This is a genomic window from Aquabacterium sp. A08 (genome assembly GCF_011742065.1).
The window spans coordinates 13739-30043 of the sequence record NZ_JAAQQT010000567.1 but is presented as its reverse complement, the minus strand read 5'-3'; the positions used below and the strand labels follow the sequence as shown (position 1 = coordinate 30043).

The 16305-nt window shown below is 69.3% G+C and carries 14 protein-coding genes, 2 tRNA genes, 1 pseudogene and 1 riboswitch; of the genes and pseudogenes, 4 read left to right on the top strand and 13 right to left on the bottom strand.

Features of this window, described 5'->3' with window-relative positions; all coding sequences use genetic code 11:
• The 4 genes and pseudogenes from HA630_RS06525 to surE all read right to left on the bottom strand — a co-directional run.
• Positions 1 to 803: pseudogene (locus HA630_RS06525) on the bottom strand (23S rRNA (uracil(1939)-C(5))-methyltransferase); the annotation flags it as partial.
• Positions 803 to 1651, bottom strand: coding sequence for a peptidoglycan DD-metalloendopeptidase family protein (locus HA630_RS06520; RefSeq protein WP_166833454.1), 849 nt, complete (start codon positions 1649 to 1651; stop codon positions 803 to 805). The gene HA630_RS06520 and the pseudogene HA630_RS06525, both read right to left, overlap by 1 nt.
• 55 nt (positions 1652 to 1706) lie before the next feature.
• Positions 1707 to 2501: a protein-L-isoaspartate(D-aspartate) O-methyltransferase gene (locus HA630_RS06515; RefSeq protein ID WP_371809215.1), complete on the bottom strand. Its 795-nt coding sequence runs from the start codon at positions 2499 to 2501 to the stop codon at positions 1707 to 1709.
• The gene (gene surE / locus HA630_RS06510; RefSeq protein WP_166833452.1) at positions 2498 to 3328 is read right to left on the bottom strand and encodes a 5'/3'-nucleotidase SurE; all 831 of its coding nucleotides are present in this window, start codon (positions 3326 to 3328) and stop codon (positions 2498 to 2500) included. Before surE ends, HA630_RS06515 begins: the two co-directional genes overlap by 4 nt.
• Before the next feature lie 140 nt (positions 3329 to 3468).
• On the opposite strand from surE, the gene HA630_RS06505 reads away from it, so the two are divergent.
• Both HA630_RS06505 and HA630_RS06500 read left to right on the top strand, forming a co-directional pair.
• Positions 3469 to 4461, top strand: coding sequence for an NADPH:quinone oxidoreductase family protein (locus HA630_RS06505; RefSeq protein WP_166833450.1), 993 nt, complete (start codon positions 3469 to 3471; stop codon positions 4459 to 4461).
• A gap of 15 nt (positions 4462 to 4476) precedes the next feature.
• A riboswitch (TPP riboswitch) is annotated at positions 4477 to 4593 on the top strand.
• Positions 4583 to 5950: a sodium:solute symporter family transporter gene (locus HA630_RS06500; RefSeq protein ID WP_166833448.1), complete on the top strand. Its 1368-nt coding sequence runs from the start codon at positions 4583 to 4585 to the stop codon at positions 5948 to 5950. Its footprint overlaps the riboswitch before it by 11 nt.
• A 191-nt stretch (positions 5951 to 6141) precedes the next feature.
• Here the strand turns inward: HA630_RS06500 and HA630_RS06495 are convergent, their stop codons facing one another.
• The gene (locus tag HA630_RS06495) at positions 6142 to 6552 is read right to left on the bottom strand and encodes a hypothetical protein (protein WP_166833446.1); all 411 of its coding nucleotides are present in this window, start codon (positions 6550 to 6552) and stop codon (positions 6142 to 6144) included.
• Between the two features lie 589 nt (positions 6553 to 7141).
• On the opposite strand from HA630_RS06495, the gene HA630_RS06490 reads away from it, so the two are divergent.
• Positions 7142 to 7486: an RNA-binding protein gene (locus tag HA630_RS06490; protein ID WP_166833444.1), complete on the top strand. Its 345-nt coding sequence runs from the start codon at positions 7142 to 7144 to the stop codon at positions 7484 to 7486.
• A 393-nt stretch (positions 7487 to 7879) separates the two neighbouring features.
• Here HA630_RS06490 and HA630_RS06485 read toward each other — a convergent pair.
• From HA630_RS06485 to uvrC, 8 genes are all read right to left on the bottom strand, one after another.
• Positions 7880 to 7955, bottom strand: a tRNA-His gene (locus tag HA630_RS06485).
• Between the two features lie 36 nt (positions 7956 to 7991).
• Positions 7992 to 9917 (bottom strand): SurA N-terminal domain-containing protein, encoded by a 1926-nt coding sequence (locus HA630_RS06480; RefSeq protein ID WP_166833442.1) that lies wholly within the window; start codon positions 9915 to 9917, stop codon positions 7992 to 7994.
• A 60-nt stretch (positions 9918 to 9977) separates the two neighbouring features.
• Positions 9978 to 10053, bottom strand: a tRNA-Val gene (locus HA630_RS06475).
• A gap of 14 nt (positions 10054 to 10067) precedes the next feature.
• Positions 10068 to 10370 carry an HU family DNA-binding protein gene (locus HA630_RS06470; protein WP_256368616.1) on the bottom strand — a complete coding sequence of 101 codons (303 nt, stop codon included), beginning with the start codon at positions 10368 to 10370 and terminating at the stop codon, positions 10068 to 10070.
• A gap of 40 nt (positions 10371 to 10410) precedes the next feature.
• A complete protein-coding gene (locus HA630_RS06465) occupies positions 10411 to 11505 on the bottom strand; it encodes a tartrate dehydrogenase (protein ID WP_166833438.1) in 1095 nt (364 codons plus the stop codon).
• A 7-nt stretch (positions 11506 to 11512) separates the two neighbouring features.
• Entirely contained in the window at positions 11513 to 12406 is an 894-nt protein-coding gene (locus HA630_RS06460; RefSeq protein WP_166833436.1) for a DMT family transporter, read from the bottom strand.
• A 12-nt stretch (positions 12407 to 12418) separates the two neighbouring features.
• The gene (gene pgsA, locus HA630_RS06455) at positions 12419 to 12988 is read right to left on the bottom strand and encodes a CDP-diacylglycerol--glycerol-3-phosphate 3-phosphatidyltransferase (RefSeq protein ID WP_166833434.1); all 570 of its coding nucleotides are present in this window, start codon (positions 12986 to 12988) and stop codon (positions 12419 to 12421) included.
• Positions 12989 to 13070: 82 nt separating this feature from the next.
• The gene (gene uvrC, locus HA630_RS06450) at positions 13071 to 15086 is read right to left on the bottom strand and encodes an excinuclease ABC subunit UvrC (protein WP_166833432.1); all 2016 of its coding nucleotides are present in this window, start codon (positions 15084 to 15086) and stop codon (positions 13071 to 13073) included.
• A gap of 59 nt (positions 15087 to 15145) precedes the next feature.
• Between uvrC and earP the strand changes: the two genes are divergently transcribed.
• A complete protein-coding gene (gene earP / locus HA630_RS06445) occupies positions 15146 to 16231 on the top strand; it encodes an elongation factor P maturation arginine rhamnosyltransferase EarP (RefSeq protein WP_166833430.1) in 1086 nt (361 codons plus the stop codon).
• Positions 16232 to 16305: the final 74 nt, after the last annotated feature.

Here is a 16305-nt window from a genome sequence, read left to right as displayed (position 1 = left end):
CCCTTGGGCTGCAGCCACCACTGGATCACCTGGCCATGCGCGCTGTGGCGCAGCGCGAACTCGCGCAGGCGGTGGAGGTCGGCGGCCGACAGCGGCTCCAGGTGCCGCAACACCAGCGCGGTGACGCTGTCGCCGCAGGCCAGTTCGATCTGCGGGCAGGTTTCGCGCGCGTCCATGCCGAACACCAGTTCGCGCAGCGGCACCAACAGCGCGCTGACGTGCGGCGGCAGCACGTGGCAAACTTTCATGTCGGCCACGTAACGGCTCTTGCGCTCATGGAAGCCCACCAGCACCTCGCCCTTTTTGGCGACGTAGCGCACCGACAGGCGGGCGCGGTAGCGGTAGCCCCAGGCCGGCCCGGCAATCGGGCGCAGCAGCGTTTCGGCCTTGACCTTGCCCAGGTGCCAGAGGTTGTCCTCCAGCACGCGCTGCTTGACGGCGACCTGGGCCAGCGGGTCGAGGTGCTGCATCTTGCAGCCACCGCAGGCGCCTGCGTGCAGGCCGAAGTTCGGGCAGCGCGGCACCACCCGCAGCGACGATTCGCGGTGGATCTCGGTCAGGCTGGCCTGCTCCCACTGGTTCTTGCGGCGGGTGGTCTGGGCACTGACGCGTTCGGTCGGCAAGGCACCGTCGATGAACACCACCTTGCCGTCGGGCTTGCGGGCCACGCCCTGGGCCTCCAAGTCGAGGGACACGATTTCCAGCCAGCCTTCGGGCAAAGGCGCCGAGGGAGCGGCGGGCACGTCGACAGGCAGGTCCAGGCCGGGCGACGCGGTCGCCGTTGCGTTCAGGGGCGCGTTCATCAGCGGGCCGGCAGGTGCTTGAGGGGGTCTACCGGCTTGCCCTGGCGGCGCACCTCGAAGTGCAGCTTCACCCGGTCGGCGTCGCTGCTGCCCATTTCGGCGATTTTCTGGCCCTGGCGCACGGTCTGGTCTTCCTTGACCAGCAGTGCCTGGTTGTGGGCGTAGGCGGTCAGGTAGGTGTTGTTGTGCTTGAGGATGATCAGGTTGCCGTAGCCGCGCAGGCCGGCACCGGCGTAGACCACCCGACCATCGGCCGCGGCCAGCACCGGATCGCCCAGGCGCCCGCCGATGCCGACGCCCTTGTAGCGGGCCTCGTCAAAGGTGTCGATCAACTGGCCCTTGGCCGGCCAGATGAAGGCGACGTCTTCGCTGGCGGCGGGCGCCGGCGCGGGCGCCGGGGCGGCGGTGGGGGCAGGGCTGGCGGCGGCGTCCAGCGGGCGGCCTTGCACCGAGGAACCGGCCACGGCCGCGGTGGCGGGGCCGTTGGCCACCGCAGGCGCGGCGGCGGTGGCCGGTGCCGCGGCCACCACGGGCGGCACCACGCGCAGCACCTGACCGACTTCGATGACGTTGGGGTTGGTCAGCCCGTTCCAGGCTTGCAGGTCGCGCCAAGCCTGGCCGGTTTCCAGGCCAATGCGCATCAGCGTGTCGCCCGGACGCACGGTGTAGTAGCCAGGCTTGCCTGCGTTTTCGGCCCCCGGGGGCAGAACGCCAGCGGGCGAACGGTCAACGACCGGGGCGCGCTGCGCCGGTTTTTGGGGAGCCGCACAGGCGGCGAGCAAGGCCGCGCTGAGCCCGACACAGGCCCAGGCGCTCCACCGCCCCGAACGAGGAACCAGGTGTTCCATGCAATACCTCAACAACAGAAAATGAACAGCCGCCGTGTTGCGGCGCAGCACGGCGTCAGGCAATGCCCGATTTTAGGGGCACAAACCACACCCCTTCCAGCACATTTTTCAGATAGCCCTGGGGGGTGCGGTCCACCACCACCAGACTCTGGCGTCCGGGCACCAGTTCCGCCGGGGCCACCAGGCGCCCGCCCACGGCCAGCTGGTCCAGCCACGGCTGCGGCAGGGCGTGCCCGCCCGCGGCCGCCACGATGCCGGCATACGGCCCGCCACCGGGAAAGCCCAGCATGCCGTCCCCGAAGATCAGGTGCACATTGGGCAGGCGCAGCGGGCGCAGGTGCTCGCGCGCCTTGTCGTGCAGGCCACGCAGCCGCTCCATGCTGTACACCTCGCGGCACACCTGGGCCAGCAAGGCGGCCTGGTAGCCGCAACCGGTGCCGATTTCCAGCACCCGGCCCGTGGCCACCAGCGGGCATTCGCACAGCAGTTCCAGCATTCGCCCCACCACGCTGGGTTTGGAGATGGTCTGGCCCAGCCCGATGGGCAGGCTGGTGTCCTCGTAGGCCTGCGCCACCAGGGCGCTGTCGACGAAGCGGTGGCGTTCCACCGCGGCAAACGCCTGCAGCACAGCCGGGTGCTGCAGGCCCTGGGCCGCGAGTTTGCGCACCATGGCCTGGCGCACCGCGCTGGAATCCATGCCGGCCCCGCTGGGGACCTGCAGGGTGGCGGCCGGGGCCGGTCGGGTGGCGCCGCGCGCCGGGGCAAGCGAGGCAGCCTGGCCCACCACCTGGTTCAGGCTGGCGGGGAAGGCCGGGCGCGGGCGCCCGGCGGGCGGCGCGGGCGGTTTCACTGGGCGCTGGCGGCCGTGGCCGCGGCCAGCGCCGCCTCCAGCGGGGCGCTGCCCACCTGCGCCGCGGACTGGGCCCAATAGGCCAGACGGCTGTGGTCGGTCAGGTCCACCTGCAAGGGGGTGATGGCGATGTGACCCTGCTCGGTGGCGTGGAAGTCGGTGCCCTCGGCATCGTCCTTGGCCGGGCCGGCGGCCCCGATCCAGTACATGGTGTCGCCGCGCGGGTTGACCTGGGTGATGACCCGCTCGGCCGCGTGGCGCCGGCCCAGCCGGGCCACCTTGAAGCCGCGCAAATCCTCGGCCGGCCGGCACGGCACGTTCACGTTCAGCAACCAGGGCTGCGACTGGCCGGCGCTGGCGGCCTGGGTGTGCGCCGCCACCGAGGGCGCCAGAAAAGCCACCAACTCCTGCGCCTTGCGGGCGGCGGCATCCAGGTGGCGCCAGCCTTTTTCGGTCTGCGAAAACGCGATGGCGGGCACCCCGAACAGGTAGCCTTCCATGGCCGCGCCCACGGTGCCGGAGTAAATGGTGTCGTCGCCCATGTTGGCGCCGTTGTTGATGCCGGAGACCACCAGGTCGGGCGTGTAGCCCAGCAGGCCGGTCAGGGCGATGTGCACGCAATCGGCCGGGGTGCCGTTGACGTAGCGAAAACCGTTGTGCGCCGTGTGCACATAGAGCGGGGAATGCAGCGTCAGCGCGTTGGATTTGGCGCTGTTGTTGTGTTCCGGGGCCACCACCTCCACCTCGGCGATGTCGCGCAAGGCGTCGTACAGGGCCTGGATGCCGGGGGCCTGGTAGCCGTCGTCGTTGGACAGAAGGATTTTCATCACCGGCCATTGTAGGGGCGCTGCCCGGGCCGTGCCCTGGGCGTGGGCGCACGCGCCCGGTCGCCCCCGGGACAAACCGTGCTGGCCGTAGCACCAAGGCCTGCCTATCATGCGCAACACCCCCATGAGGAGACGACAACATGCACGCTTGGTTGTGTGAGAACCCCGTCGGCGTTGAGGCGCTGGCCTGGAAAGAACTGCCCACGCCCCAGCCCGGCCCGGGCCAGGTGCTGGTGGAAATCAAGGCGGCCAGCCTGAACTTTCCCGATCTGCTCATCGTGCAGAACAAGTACCAGATGAAGCCGCCCCTGCCCTTTGTGCCGGGCTCGGAGTACGCCGGCGTGGTGCGCGCCGTGGGCCCGGACGTGACCCACCTGCAAGCCGGCCAGGCGGTGGCCTGCCTGAGCGGCACCGGCGGTTTCGGCACCCACACCCTGGCCCCGGCGGCGCTGTGCCTGCCCCTGCCCGCGGGCTTCGACCTGGTTGACGCGGCCGCCTTCATCATGACCTACGCCACCTCTTACCACGCGCTGATCGACCGCGGCGCCCTGCAACCCGGCGAAACCGTGCTGGTGCTGGGCGCCGCCGGCGGCGTGGGCACCGCCGCCATCCAGATCGCCAAGCAGGCCGGCGCGCGCGTCATCGCCGCCGCGTCCAGCGCCGACAAGTGCCAGCTGTGCCTGGACGCCGGCGCCGACGCCACGCTGAACTACAGCGAGCACACACCGGACGGCAGCCTGCGCGAGGCCATCAAGCAGCTCACCGATGGCAAAGGCCCCGACGTGGTCTACGACCCGGTGGGCGGCGCCTTCGCCGAACCGGTGTTCCGCTCCATCGCCTGGCGCGGCCGCTACCTGGTCATCGGCTTTGCGGCGGGCCCTATCCCTAGCCTGCCGCTGAACCTGGCGCTGCTCAAGGGCGCGTCCCTCGTCGGCGTGTTCTGGGGCGACTTTGCCAAGCGCGAACCCCAGGCCAACGCCGCCATGATGCAGACGCTGGCACAGTGGTACCTGCAGGGCCAGATCAAACCGGTGCTGGACCAGACGCTGCCCATGCACGAGCTGCAGCGCGCCTACGCGCTGATGGGCAGCCGCCAGGTCAAGGGCAAATTGGTGATGGTCAACCCGGGCTAGAATCCGCGCTTTCAACCCAGTCGCCAGGGGAGTCCCGCAAGGGGCTGAGAGTGCCGCCGGCCAGCGCGCCGGGGCAGACCCTGGAACCTGATCCGGTTCACACCGGCGGAGGAAGCGCGACATGCTGTACGCCACGGTGGCTGCCCTTGGGGCGGCCTTGTTGTTGTTTGTCTGGATCGGTCTGCGCGCGCGCAGCGCCGACGCCAGTCTCGACGAATACGTCACCGCCCGCAATTCGCAGGGGCCCGTGACCTTGGGCCTGTCCTTTTTGGCCTCGGGCCTGGGCGCCTGGATTTTGTTCGCCCCCCCCGAAGTGGGCGCTTTCGTGGGCCCGGTGGCGGTGGCCGGCTACGCCTTGGGGGCCGCCCTGCCCTTTCTGGTGCTGGCCTGGTGTGGGCCGGCCATCCGGCGCTGCCTGCCCCACGGGCGCAGCATCGCCGAATACGCCCAACACCGCTTTGGCACCGGCCTGCGGCTGTGGGTCAGCGCGATTTCGGTGCTGTACATGTTGTGCTTCCTCACGGCCGAGCTGACCGCCATTGGCGCCATCACCGGCATGCTGTCGGGCCTGCCCGGCGCCTGGATGGTGGTGGGCGTGGCCGCGACCACGCTGGCCTACACCGCCTGGGGTGGCCTGCGCGCCAGCCTGGCCACCGACCGCTGGCAGGCCTGGCTGCTGCTGGCCTTGCTGGGCCTGGTGCTGGCGGTGCTGCTGCCCGGCTTGCCCGATGCGCCCCCCGTCACCGCCCCCAGCGCCCCGCCCGAGGTGGCGCTGAGCGTGGCGCTGACGCTGGTGATCGCGGTGACCGCGGCCAACCTGTTCCACCAGGGCTATTGGCAACGCGTCTGGGCGGCGCGGGACGACCGGGCCCTGGCCCAAGGCGCCTGGCTGGGCGGGGCATCCACCGTGCTGGTGGTGGCGGCCATTGGCGCCCTGGGCGTGCTGGCCGCGAGCCGGGGCCTGGACCTGGGCCAGCCACCCATCCCCTTCTTCGCGCTGCTCAAGGGCGCACCGGCCTGGCTGACGCTGCCGGCGCTGCTGTTGGCCGTGGCATTGGTGGCCTCCTCGGTGGACACGCTGCAAAACGGCATCGCATCGCTGGTGGTCACCGCCCGGCCGGGCGTGGCGCTGTCCAGCGCGCGCTGGGCCACGGTGGCGCTGATGGTGCCGGTGGTGCTGGTGGCCTTGCAGGGGCTGTCGGTGCTGCGCCTGTTCCTCATCGCCGACCTGCTGTGCGCCACCGCCGTGGTGCCAGTACTGATGGGCCTGTGGCGCCACACCACCCCGACCGCGGCGGTCGCCGGGGCCTTGGCCGGCGTGGTGGGGGCGGTGCTGCCGGGCTGGGTCAGCACCGGCAGCCTGGCCCAAGGCCTGCTGGCCGCCAGCTTCCCCGGCAGCATCCCCACGCTGGCGCCGTTCGCCGGGGCGTTGGTGGCGTCCAGCCTGGTGTGCGGCGCGCTCAGTGTGCTGCGCAAGCCAGCCGCCTGAGGCCCTACCGAACCGGGCCACCGCTCATGGAGCCGTCTGCAGGCGATTGCAGACCGGCTCGGCCCCCATGGTGTCGCGGGGAAGGCAACCGTGCAGACCCGCTCAAGCAGTGCTGTGGCCCAGCGCAGTTCCTGGACCGCGTGCCACCGACCAGCGCCCCCATGTGGGCACAAGCCTCGGGGCCCAGGCCATCACGCATGCCGCGCGATGCGCTTCCAGTCGTGCAAGGTCTGGCGGATGCGGTTGCGTGAGTTGGGGTGACTGCCACGAAACGACTGCGTCAAGCGCTCTTGGATCTGCGCACTGGGCAGCGGGCCACCCCTCGCTTTGAGTTGATCGATCAACAGCATCAGCGTCTGGAAGTCCTGAGCGTTCAACGCCAGCTCCAACATGCTTTGGCCGTCCGCCGTGGTGTCCGCGACGTTGGCCCCATGGGCGATCATGTGTCGGACCAGGCCGGTTTTCCCATGCCCACAGGCCCAGTGCAGAGGGACCAGACCGCCGGCAGTGGCTCGGCTGAAGTCAGCGCCGATGGCGAAGGCTTCGGGCCCCTCGGGCCAGCCTGAGGCCTTGATCATCTGTTGTGTCTTCCAATCGCTCATGGGGAATGTCCGTGTGTGTGGTGGGGCTTGCCGTGGTCTGTCGTCTGAACGGTGCACAGCGTCCCAGTCCCTCATTTTGAACCACGTTGTCCGCATGGGAACATGCTCACCACAGGCTCTGGCTGCGCGGGACGTGTCTGTGACCTGCTTGAAGGGCCGCAGGCCGGTTGGGCGGCGTGACATGCGCGCCCCATTCTCAGGGTGAACCGCCAGAGACCCCCGACAATTCAAAACCAAAAATAATATTTCAACATATTTTAAAAACCAAGTCTTATAATAAACAGGCCAATTACAGCCACCTGCCATCCCATGTGGCAAATCGTGACACGGCTGACGGAGCTTCTCGCCCTCCGTTGCTCTTTTGACCCGTGCGTTTGTCGCCCTCCAGGCGCCCAGCCCATGCCGTTGCGCGGGGCCGCCCGGGTCTTTGCCGTCACCCAAGGCTGGCTACCAACCGGCCCGCTCCATCGCCACACCAACTGACGACCTGCTCAGCGCAGACACCCAGCACATTTTCAACCCTCAGCGAACACCCCGTTCGCTCGCACGCACCGCGCCGATGCGACCCCATTCACAGAAAGGCTCCAACATGAGCAGCAAGATCTACGTGGGCAACCTGCCCTATTCCGTGACCGACGCCAGCCTGCGAAGCAACTTCGCCGAGTTCGGCGGCGTTACTTCGGCCCGGGTCATGATGGACCGCGACACGGGCCAATCCAAAGGCTTCGGCTTTGTGGAGATGGGCTCGGCCGAAAGTGCCCAAGCCGCCATCAGCGCATTGCATGGCATGTCCGTCGATGGACGCACCATCATCGTGAACCTGGCCAAGCCGCGCGTGGACCGTGGCACGTCCGGCGCACACGCACCGACGGGTTACCGCGCTTCAAATCGCCAGAACGTCGGCTATGGCAAGGATGGCTACGGCGGCTGCTGAGGCCGGCGACAACCTCTGAAAACCGGTTTGCCCGAACCGGTTTTTTTTTCGTCTGCCCAGAGTCAACCCAGAAAACAGGTCACCCAGGCCCTCATCGCCGGCCACCGGCTTGCGCGTACAAGGCCCTGCTGTGGCTGCGGACCCAGAATGAACACCCTCTGCAGGCACGGCGGGATGGCCTGCTTCCGGGCAAGGCGCTGTCCGATCGCTGGGTTCTTGATGGCCGCACCCTGGGCGGCGCTGACGATGGATTTGAGGCCGCCGCCATTGGGTGGCGCCACGCAGAGAGCCCCCACACCGGAAACAAACCCTGTGCCGCTGGCTGGCTACACTGCGCCCACGAACCCCGAAAAGCAAAAAGCCCGGCGAACCGGGCTAAGTGCTGGATTGACTTGGGGTGGCTGATGGGACTCGAACCCACGACAACAGGAATCACAATCCTGGACTCTACCAACTGAGCTACAGCCACCGTAGCCTCAAATTATAGCCCGTCCAAAGCCGTTTTTCAGGCCCCGGTCGAGGTTTCTTTCTTTTTCTCCAGAATCTTCACCTTGAAGCGGGCACGCAAGGCCTGCAGGAAGGCCTGCGACTCGGACTGCGCCCACAGCTGCGTCAGTTGCTCGCGCTCTTGCTGGGCACGGGTGGCGTCGGCCTGGTCGCGGGGCAGGACACGGTTGACGCGCAGCACCATCCAGCCGTCGGCGCCCAGATCGGCGCTGGTCCAGGCGGGGGTGCTCGGGCCGGCGGCGGCGCTCAGGGCGGCCACCACAGCCGGTGGCGGCAGGCCTTGGGCGCCGTCGCGCGACACCACCACCGGCGCCTGCAGCTTGGCAGCAGCCGGCAGGGCCTGCCAGGCCAGCAATTGGGCCTGGGCCTCGGTGCGGGCGGCCTCCAGGGCGCGTTGCTGCACCAGGCGCTCGCGTACGTCGGTCGCCACCTCTGCCAAGGGCCGCACCTGGGCTGGCCGGTGGTGCAGCACCCGCACCGACACCAGCTGGCTGGGACCCACCTCGATCGCTTCGCTGTTGCGCTTTTGCGCCAGGGCTTCGGCGGTGAAGACGGCGGCCAGCACGCGCGGGTGGGCCAACACCGCGTCCCGCTGCGGGTTCTGCGGGCCGCTGCGCGGCAGGCCGGTGGCGCTGCGCACCGTCAGGCCCAGCTTGGCCGCGGCCGGCGCCAGGCTGTCGGCCTGTTCGTACACCAGGTTGCTGAAGTCTTCGGCCGCCTCGGCGAACTGGCGTTGCGCCTGCTGTTTGGCCAGTTCGGCTTGCAGCCGCGGGCGGGCCTGCTCGAACGGTTCGGGCTGTGGGCGGCGCACATCGGTCACCTGGATGAGGTGGAAGCCAAATTCGGTTTCCACCACGTCCGAGAGCTGACCGCGCTCCAGCGCAAAGGCCGCGTCCTCGAAGGCCTTGACCATGGCGCCCCGGCCAAAAAAGTCGAGGTCCCCGCCCTGCTGGGCGGAACCCGGGTCTTGCGAGCGGGTGAGGGCCAGTTCGGCGAACCGCTCGGGCGACTGGCGCAACTGGGCCAGCAGTGCGTCGGCCTGGGCGCGCACCGCGGCCTTGGCGTCGGCGCTGGCGCCGGGCTCCACCGTCAGCAGAATGTGGCGGGCACGGCGCTGTTCCTGCTGGGCCAGGCTGGCGCTGTTTTGCTCGTGGTAGGCGCGCAGGTCGCTCTCGTTCAGGCGCACGTTGCGCGCCACGGCGTCCAGGTCCAGCACCAGGTATTCCACGTCGGCCTGCTCCAGGGTCTGGAAAGCCGCGGTGTTTTGGTCGTAAAAGGCCTGCACGTCGGCGTCGCTCACCTGCACCCGGTTGCGGAAATCGGCCGGGCGGAAGTGGGCGACCTGCACCTCGCGGCGCTCAAAAAACGCCTGCAATGCGGTGCGCGCGCTGGCGTCGCTGACGAAGCTGGAGGCGGCGATGCCTTGCGCCACCTGGCGCCGGGCCAGATCGGCGCGCACATTGGCCTCAAACTGCTCAGGGGACAGGCCCTGGCCGCGCAGGAGTTCGCGGTAGCGCTCCACGTCCAGCGTGCCGTCGGGTTGGCGCAGGGCGGCAATGGCCGGGTCCTGGGTCAGCTCGCGCGCCAGGCGTTGATCGGTGGTCAGGAACAGGCCCTCGGTCGCGGCCAAAGCCAGCACGCGGTCGTTCACCAGGCGTTCCAGCGTGGCCAGGCGGCTGTCTTCGTTGTCCAGCAGGGCGCGGTCCACGCCGGGCATGCTGGCCACCAGCCGGTCCACTTCATTCTGGTGGGCGGCCAGCCATTCCTGACGGGAAATGTCCGTTTTGCCTACCTGGGCGACCACGTCTTTGCCCTCGCGGAAGCTGCTGTACCCCTCGATGCCGAACAGCACGAAGGACGGGATGATCAACAGCATCAGAAAACCCATGAGGAATTTGATGTTGTTGCGGAAGTAATCGAACATGGTGCTGCCTGAAACAAAAAAAGCGAACCGGGGTTCGCCTTCTTTTGAGGGGGCTTCGGGTGGTGGGTGCTGAGGGGCTCGAACCCCCGACCTACGCCTTGTAAGGGCGCCGCTCTACCAACTGAGCTAAGCACCCCGAAGACCAGAATTTCAAATGATAGCGTCTTTCAACGCCTTGCCCGGCTTGAACTTGGGGATTTTAGCGGCTTCGATGTGCACCGCCTCGCCCGTCTTGGGGTTGCGGCCGGTGCGGGCGGCGCGCTCGGTCACGCTGAACGCGCCAAAGCCCACCAGCGACACACTGCCCCCGTCTTTCAGGGTGGTGGCGATGGCCTGCAGCGTGGCCTCCAGGGCGCGGGTGGCCGAGGCTTTGGAGATGTCGGCCTCGGTGGCGATGTGTTCGATGAGCTCCGCTTTGTTCATGGTTCTGCTTTCGGTAGGGGCCTGGGTCAACAGACGGTGATTCTAGTGGGCGGCGCCGGGCGCCGGCCGGTCAGGCGGCGCGCAAGGCCTCGGCCACCGCCCGCCCCAGGTCGCTGGTGCGGGCCCGGCCACCGATATCGGGCGTGCGCGGCCCACCATTGGCCGGGTCCAGCACGGTTTCGATGGCCGCCAGCACGGCGTCGTGGGCGTCGCGGTGGCCCAGGAAGTCGAGCATCATCGCCCCGCACCAGATCTGGCCGATGGGGTTGGCGATGCCTTGGCCCGCGATGTCGGGCGCCGAGCCGTGCACCGGCTCGAACAGCGAGGGCATCTGCCGCGTCGGGTTCAGGTTGGCGCTGGGCGCGATGCCGATGGTGCCAGTACAGGCGGGCCCGAGGTCGCTCAGGATGTCGCCGAACAGGTTGCTGGCGACCACCACGTCGAACTGGTCGGGGCGCTGCACGAAGTGCGCGGTCAGGATGTCGATGTGGAACTTGTCCAGCGCCACGTCCGGGTAGGCCCGCGCCATCTCGGCCACACGCTCGTCCCAGTAGGGCATGGTGATGGCGATGCCGTTGCTCTTGGTGGCGCTGGTCAGGTGCTTCTTGGGGCGGCTCTGGGCCAGCTCGAAGGCAAACTTCAACACCCGGTCCACGCCCACGCGCGACATCACGGTTTCCTGCACCACGATCTCGCGCTCGGTGCCCGGGTACATGCGCCCGCCGATGCTGGAGTATTCGCCCTCGGTGTTCTCGCGCACGATCATCATGTCGATCTCGCCGGGCTGGCGCGGCGAGCCGTCGCGGCGCACCACGGGCGCCACAATGCCGGGCATCAGCCGCGCTGGGCGCAGGTTGACGTACTGGTCGAACTCGCGACGGAACAACAGCAGCGACCCCCACAAAGAAATGTGGTCGGGGATTTTGTCGGGCCAGCCCACCGCGCCGAAGTAGATGGCGTCGTGCCCGCCGATCTGCGCCTTCCAGTCGTCGGGCAGCATCTGGCCGTGCCGCTCGAAATAGGCCCAGCTGGAAAAATCGAAATGGTCGAAGCGCAGGTCGATGCCGAAGCGGCTGGCGGCCGCCTCCATGACGCGCAGCCCCTCGGGCATGACTTCCTGGCCGATGCCGTCTCCGGCGATCACGGCGATGCGGTGTGTGCTCATGGCAATGTCAGGTGTTGGCGGGCCGCACCACCAGGCTGACGCCCACGGCGGTCAGGGCGGTGCCGGCCAGGGTGACGGCGGTGATGGGTTCGGCAAACAGCACCCAGGCGATGAGTGCGGTGGTGGGCGGCACCAGGTACATCAGGCTGGACACCGAGGCCGCCGCACCGCGCTGGATGAGCAGGTACAGCAGGGAGCTGCCGCCCAGCGTCAGCCCCAGCACCGACCAGGCCAGCGCGCCCACCAGTTGGCCGTTCCAGGCCATGCCCTCGGTTTCCAGCAAGGCCAGCGGCAGGGTGACGGCGAAAGCGGCCAGCAGTTGCACCGTGTTGGCGCTGCGCACGTCGCAGGGCCGCACAAAGCGCTTCTGGTAGAGCGTGCCCACGGTGATGCTGAACAGCGCAATGACCGCAAAGGACAGGTTGAACCAGGTGGCCGTGTCGCCCGGGCCGCCAGCGCCAAACTTGCGCGACACCACCAGCACCAGCCCGGTGAAGCCCAGCGCCAGGCCAGCCCACTGGCGCCGCGTGACCTGGCCGCCGGTGGACGACAGCCAGATGGCCGTGAGCACCGGCTGCAGCCCCACCACCAGCGCCGACAGGCCCGAGCCCATGCCGGCCTTGACCGCCGCCCAGACGCCGCCGAGGTAACCGGCGTGCATCAACACCCCCAGCACACCCAGGTGCAGCCACTGCTGGCGGCTTTGCGGCCAGGCCACCTTGGCCAGCCAGATCCACGGCAGAAAGCAAGCGATGGACAGCGCATAGCGCCAGGCCAGAAACGTCATGGGCGGGGCGTGGGGCATGCCGTAGCGCGCCACGATGAAACCGGTGCTCCAAATCAGCACGAACACCCAGGGCATGGCGCGCAGCCAGCCGTTGTCAGACGCGGAGGACACCATGGGCGCAGCCGCTCAGCGCGCCTTGGCGCGGATTTCGGGCAAGGCCTTCTGCAGGTAATAGACCATGGACCAGACCGTCAGCACCGCCGCGGCCCAGATCAGCACCGTGCCCCACAGCCGCGTGTCCAGCACCCCGAACAGGCGCCCGTCGTAGAGCAGGAAGGGAATGGCCACCATCTGCACCGTGGTCTTGAGCTTGCCCACCATGTGCACGGCCACACTTTTGTTGGCACCGATCATGGCCATCCACTCGCGCAGCGCCGAAATGGCGATTTCCCGGCCAATGATGATGAGGGCCACGAACACGTCGGCCCGGTCCAGGTGCACCAGCACCAGCACGCAGGCACACACCAAAAACTTGTCAGCCACCGGGTCCAGGAAGGCACCGAAGGACGAGGTCTGGTTGAGCTTGCGCGCCAGGTAGCCGTCGGCCCAGTCGGTGGCGGCGAACAGCACGAACAGCACCGTGGCCACCAGGTTCTGCATCGCCGGCGACAACCCCGCCGAGTAAAACACGGCCACGATGAGCGGGATGGCCGCGATGCGCGCCCACGTGAGCAGGGTTGGCAGGTTGAAGAACATGGGCGCCATTATGCGGGCCTTTGCGGCGCGGCCAGGGGTTGCCACTGTCGCCCAGGGCGCCGGCCGCGCCGCGGCGGGCCGGTCAGCGCAGGGCGCGGTAAATGGCTTCGGCCAGTTCGGGGGAAATGCCGTCCACCGTGGCCAAGTCGTCCACACTGGCCGCGGCCACGCCGCGCACGCCGCCAAAGCGCTGCAGCAGGCGCGCACGCTTTTTCGGGCCAACGCCGGGAATGTCCTCCAGCTGGCTGCCGCCGGTGCGGGTTTTGGCGCGCTGGGCCCGCATGCCGGTGATGGCGAAGCGGTGCGCCTCGTCGCGGATCTGCGCCACCAGCATCAGCGCGGCCGAATCGGCGCCCAGGTACACCTTCTCGCGGCCGTCGGCAAACACCAGCTCTTCCAGCCCGACCTTGCGGCCCTCGCCCTTTTCCACGCCCACCAGGCGGCCCAGGTCCAGCCCCAAGCCCTCGAACACCTCGCGCGCCACGCCCACCTGGCCCTTGCCACCGTCGATCAGCACGATGTCCGGGAAACGCTGGGCGCCCGCCTTGTGCGCGTCGCCGGCGTCGCGCAAGGCCTGTGCCAGTTTGCCGTAGCGGCGCTGCAGCACCTGGCGCATGGCGGCGTAGTCGTCGCCGGGGGTGATGCCGTCGATGTTGTAGCGCCGGTACTGCGCGCTCTGCATCTTGTGGGCCTCGAACACCACGCACGAGGCCACGGTGGATTCGCCGGCGGTGTGCGAGATGTCGAAGCATTCGATGCGCAGCTGCTCCAGGCCGTCTTCGGGCAGGTCCAGCGCCTGGGCCAGCGCCCGGGTGCGGGCCTGCTGCGAACCCTCCTCGGCCAGCAACCGGGTGAGCTGGATGTCGGCGTTCTGCTGGGCCATGTCCAGCCAGGCGCGGCGGTGTTCGCGCGGGTGGAACACCGGGTGCAGCCGGATGCCGCTCTGCTCGGCCAGCAGCGCCAGCAGGTGCGGCGACACCGGCGCCCCCAGCACCAGCACCGGGGGCGGCGCGACGCCGGTGTAGTGTTGTGCCATGAAGGCCTCCAGCACCCGCTGCTCGGCGCCCACGCGGGCCGTTTCGGGCGCCAGCGGCACGTCGCCGGCCGCCGGCCCGGTGGTGGTGGCGTCGCCCTCGGCCGCCTCGTCGTGGGTGGCCAGCACCACCCCGTCCTCCACGTGGGCGGGGAAGTAGGGCCGGTCGCCCAGGTGGCGCCCACCGCGCACCATGGCCAGGTTGACGCAGGCGCGCCCGCCCTGCAGCCGCACCGCCAAAATGTCCACGTCCTGGTCGGTGGTGCTCTCCATGGTCTGCTGGTGCAGCACGGTGGACAGGGCGCTGATCTGGTTGCGCACCTCCGCGGCCTGCTCGAACGCCAGCTGTTCGGCGTGGGCCAGCATGCGGCGCTCCAGTTCGTCCAGCACGGTCTGGGTTTCGCCGCGCAGGAAGGCGCTGGCGCTGCGCACGTCGGCGGCGTAGTCGGCCGGGCTGACAAAGCCCACGCACGGGCCGCTGCAGCGCTTGATCTGGTACAGCAGGCACGGGCGGGTGCGGTGGTTGAACACCGTGTCCTCGCAGGTGCGCAGGCGAAACACCTTTTGCAGCAGCTGGATGGTCTCCTTCACCGCCCAGGCGTTCGGGTAAGGGCCAAAGTACTGGTGGCGCCGGTCCACCGCGCCCCGGTAGTAGGACATCCGCGGGTAGTGCTCGGGCAGCGGCGCGCCGGTGGCGGCGGGCGAGCGGGGCGTGGCCGCCGCCCACAGGCTGGCGCTCAACTTCAGGTAGGGGTAGCTCTTGTCGTCGCGGAACAGGATGTTGAAGCGCGGCTGCTGCGTCTTGATGAGGTTGTTTTCCAGCAGCAGCGCCTCGGCCTCGGAGCGCACCACGGTCGTCTCCATGCGCGCGATCTTGCTCACCATGTGGCCGATGCGGGTGCCGTCGTGGCTTTTGGTGAAGTAGCTGGAAACGCGCTTTTTCAGGTCGCGCGCCTTGCCCACGTACAGCAGCAGGCCGGCGGCGTCGAAATAGCGGTAAACGCCGGGCAGGCCGGGCAAGGCGGCCACGGCCTGGAGCAGGGCTTCGGGGTGTTGCGGGGTCATGGTGATGCGCGATTGTGGCACCGCCCCGCGGGCCGCGCCGGCCGCGCGACAATCGCGCCATGCACCACCCCGCCGCCCCCGTTCTGACCTGGGACATCGTCTGCCACGTGATCGACAACTGGGGCGACCTGGGCGTGTGCTGGCGCCTGAGCGCCGACCTGGCCGCCCGCGGCCAGCGGGTGCGGCTGTGGACCGACGACCCGGCCCCGCTGGACTGGATGGCCCCCGGCGCGCGGCAAGGCCGGTGGCCGGGCGTGGAGGTGCACCCCTGGCCGCAAAGCGACCCGCACACCCCGCCCCCGGAGGTGCCGCCGGGCGACGTGCTGGTGGAGGCTTTTGGTTGCCAAGCCGCGCCGGCCTGGGTCGCGCGCCTGCTGCCCGCGCGCGACGGCCCCCAGCCGGTCTGGCTCAACCTGGAGTACCTGAGCGCCGAAGGCTACGTGGAACGCTGCCACCGCCTGCCCTCGCCGGTGATGAGCGGGCCGCTGGCCGGGCGGATGCGCTGGTTTTTCTACCCCGGCTTCACGCCGGCCACCGGCGGACTGCTGCGCGAGCCCGAGCTGATGGAGCGCCTCGCCCGGTTCCGGTCGGCAGCCGGTGGCGCGGCGCAGGCCGGCGCGCCCCAGGTGTCCCTGTTCTGCTACGAACCGACCGCCCTGCCCGGCCTGATGCAACACCCCGACCTGCGCCACGCCCACTGGCAGGTCGCCCCGGGCCGCGCCTGGCAGGCCTTTGCCGCGGCACGGCACGCCCTGCCCGCCGGCGCCCACGCCACCGCCCTGCCCCACTGCCCCCAGGCCGGCTTCGACCAGACCCTGTGGCGCTGCGACCTCAACTTCGTGCGCGGTGAAGACTCGCTGGTGCGCGCCCTGTGGGCCGGCCAACCCTTCGTCTGGCAGATCTACCCGCAGCACGACGACGCCCACCACGCCAAGCTCGACGCTTTCCTCGACTGGCTCGACGCCCCGGCCGATCTGCGCCAGATGCACCACCACTGGAACGGCATCGGCCCCGCGGGCGCGCCCGCGCTGAACGGCCCCACCCTGGCGCGCTGGCGCCACACCGTGCAGCAGGCCCGCGAACGCCTGCTGCGCCAGACCGACCTGACGACGCAGTTGCTCGGATTCGTCTTGGAAAAACGGTAAAATTCGGGGTTTTGCGACATGCTCGCACCCCGCCGCGCGCTGAGGCCCTGCCCCCGCCAGAGCGGCACAACTGC

Coding starts and splice junctions, on each gene's coding strand:
- HA630_RS06480 (WP_166833442.1), bottom strand. CDS start 9,917: ATGTTCGATTACTTCCGCAACAACATCAAATTCCTCATGGGTTTTCTG.
- HA630_RS06505 (WP_166833450.1), top strand. CDS start 3,469: ATGCACGCTTGGTTGTGTGAGAACCCCGTCGGCGTTGAGGCGCTGGCC.
- HA630_RS06500 (WP_166833448.1), top strand. CDS start 4,583: ATGCTGTACGCCACGGTGGCTGCCCTTGGGGCGGCCTTGTTGTTGTTT.
- HA630_RS06495 (WP_166833446.1), bottom strand. CDS start 6,552: ATGAGCGATTGGAAGACACAACAGATGATCAAGGCCTCAGGCTGGCCC.
- HA630_RS06490 (WP_166833444.1), top strand. CDS start 7,142: ATGAGCAGCAAGATCTACGTGGGCAACCTGCCCTATTCCGTGACCGAC.
- HA630_RS06465 (WP_166833438.1), bottom strand. CDS start 11,505: ATGAGCACACACCGCATCGCCGTGATCGCCGGAGACGGCATCGGCCAG.
- surE (WP_166833452.1), bottom strand. CDS start 3,328: ATGAAAATCCTTCTGTCCAACGACGACGGCTACCAGGCCCCCGGCATC.
- uvrC (WP_166833432.1), bottom strand. CDS start 15,086: ATGACCCCGCAACACCCCGAAGCCCTGCTCCAGGCCGTGGCCGCCTTG.
- HA630_RS06460 (WP_166833436.1), bottom strand. CDS start 12,406: ATGGTGTCCTCCGCGTCTGACAACGGCTGGCTGCGCGCCATGCCCTGG.
- pgsA (WP_166833434.1), bottom strand. CDS start 12,988: ATGTTCTTCAACCTGCCAACCCTGCTCACGTGGGCGCGCATCGCGGCC.
- earP (WP_166833430.1), top strand. CDS start 15,146: ATGCACCACCCCGCCGCCCCCGTTCTGACCTGGGACATCGTCTGCCAC.
- HA630_RS06520 (WP_166833454.1), bottom strand. CDS start 1,651: ATGGAACACCTGGTTCCTCGTTCGGGGCGGTGGAGCGCCTGGGCCTGT.